Source organism: Bathymodiolus heckerae thiotrophic gill symbiont (assembly GCF_900128515.1).
Classification (GTDB): Bacteria; Pseudomonadota; Gammaproteobacteria; order PS1; family Pseudothioglobaceae; genus Thioglobus_A.
Genome location: NZ_FQTP01000163.1, coordinates 1 through 2,057 on the forward strand (window position 1 = coordinate 1; position 2,057 = coordinate 2,057).

The 2,057-nt window shown below is 40.1% G+C and carries 2 protein-coding genes and 1 pseudogene; 2 read left to right on the forward strand and 1 reads right to left on the reverse strand.

All coding sequences use genetic code 11. The annotated features are described in order from the left end of the window. Positions 1-307, forward strand: a 307-nt coding sequence (locus tag BTHERMOSOX_RS10645; protein ID WP_212744660.1) for a transposase, incomplete at its 5' end; no start/stop codon positions are given. Here BTHERMOSOX_RS10645 and BTHERMOSOX_RS10650 read toward each other — a convergent pair. Beyond that, positions 252-1,556, reverse strand: a complete 1,305-nt coding sequence (locus BTHERMOSOX_RS10650) for an ISNCY family transposase (protein ID WP_138121116.1) — start codon at positions 1,554-1,556, stop codon at positions 252-254. The genes BTHERMOSOX_RS10645 and BTHERMOSOX_RS10650 overlap by 56 nt on opposite strands. A 126-nt stretch (positions 1,557-1,682) precedes the next feature. On the opposite strand from BTHERMOSOX_RS10650, the pseudogene BTHERMOSOX_RS10655 reads away from it, so the two are divergent. Next, positions 1,683-2,057, forward strand: a pseudogene (locus BTHERMOSOX_RS10655) (helix-turn-helix domain-containing protein); the annotation flags it as partial.

The window sequence follows — 2,057 nt, forward strand, 5'->3', positions numbered from 1 at the left end:
AGCGGGCTTAATTATGCCAAAAGCGAATACTGAAGGCATGCAAGAACACCTTAATATTATTTCAGAGACGGTAACATCAAGCAAACATGCTCTACTTATTGTCGATCGTGCTGCTTGGCACTTAACGACAAAACTTGATATGCCGACTAATATAACGATTATGCCACTACCTCCTTATTCACCTGAACTCAATCCAGTCGAGCAAATCTGGCAGCAATTGCGACGCACAGACCTCTCCAACCCAGCAATTCTCAATTTAGGTTTTCTCCTATTTTTGGTATCGGAACTTCCAATCCTTCTAGCATAAATTTCAGTAATGATTGCCAGCTATCAAAGTGCATGTAGCGAGTAAGCGCTCTTATATCGTCAAAAAATGTTTTTCTGCTGCTCAACTCATTTCTGACTAGCGCATAGCATTGATCAAACCATTCAAGTACCGTATGAACCAAAAAAGCTAAAATATTTAGGCTTGCTAACAAAGATGACAGATGCTGTTTACCATGCCCAAAGTTATGTTTAAAATTGTAGCCTTTTGTTTTTAAAGTATTGTTGTTTTCATTTTCGATTTTCCACCTCGTGCGACCCGCCTCAATAATCTGTTTGATATTTTTTCTATTCAATACATAATCTGTTGCAAAAGCATTGCGGTAAATAATCTTGTTTTTATCGTTGGTGATGGTTAATTCACACCAGTTTACAAATAAAGCATCATCCGTATCCCGTAAAGGAACTTGGTTGACAAAACGGTAGTGTTTTTTTACTTTTTTCTTTCCCTTCGGTTCATTGATAATGATATTTTCTACCTTACCTAATCGCTCAAAGTCATCAACCCACTCGTATAGAGCCTGATGAGAATCTGGCTTACAAACCAAAATAAAATGCTTTTTCATTTGAATCAGCTGCTCACAAAAAGGTTGTTTACAATACAAATCATCGCCTAAAAAAGTGGTATTTTCAGGTAACCCCTTCGCTTCTTTTGCCAGCCAACGTTTTGAGGCGGCCAACTCATAATCTTGCTTTTCAGAGCCATCTTGAGGGATGATAAATTCAGGTACCAAAGGAATAACAGACGATTTTTTGGGCGATACAATAACGGGCGTTACTGCCACATGAGAGTAATGTGTTTTACCGTTTTTTAATGATTGAGTTGAACAGCAATCGCAGTGAATCGTTTGTGAACTAAAGTATTCTACGCCATCAATAGCCACTAAAATCGTCTTATCAAGCACATGGAACTCGTTGATTTTTCCGCTTTGCTGCAAGCCCCTAAATACTTCCCTGTAAATAGGTGAGAGAGTTTCTGCGGGGACAGGATCAAGAAGGTTTCTAAGCTGGTTGGCGCTCGGGATTAAATGAACACCAAATAGGCTCTGGGCATTGTTTTTGCCGTGCTCTTTTTCCATCGTATTCTGGTAATCTAAAAAGGAGGGGGACTGCATAAAGAAAACAGAAAAGGCGCTGAGAGCAGCATCTGGCATCGCATACTTTTGATAAACACCATTACCGCTACGTGCGTCGGGCAAGTTTTCAAATGCCTGCTTGATCTGTCCAATCAAATTTGATTGCGTGAAGCTTGTTATTGTTTCGACGGTATCTACCACTGGTTGGTTTTTTTAACTAGGAATTAAGGTTATTTTATCACTGAATCCTAAATTGAGAATTGCTGCTTTACCGATGAATCGAACACTCTCTGCCCAGTGCATGATACTGTCGATCGACAATGGCAGCACTTGAACTTCTTTGAGCATACTTGTTACCTACACTGTGCTGTTCCCCGGATAACAACAGTCGAAGGAAAAGTTCGTACTGTAGAAGTCCCGTGGGCTCGCCCAGGGAGTGGTTTTACTCTGTTATTTGAAGCCATGGCATTGGCGCTGATTGAAAGAGAAATGCCCGTCAATCGAGTCGCAGAAATGTTAAAGGTGAATCCACAGAGAATCTGGACTGTCTTTAATCATTGGATCGGCAAAGCAAAAATAGCCGATGATGTTTCATCAATCACTCAGCTTGGGATTGATGAAACATCATCAAAAAAAGGCCATAAATATGTCACTTTA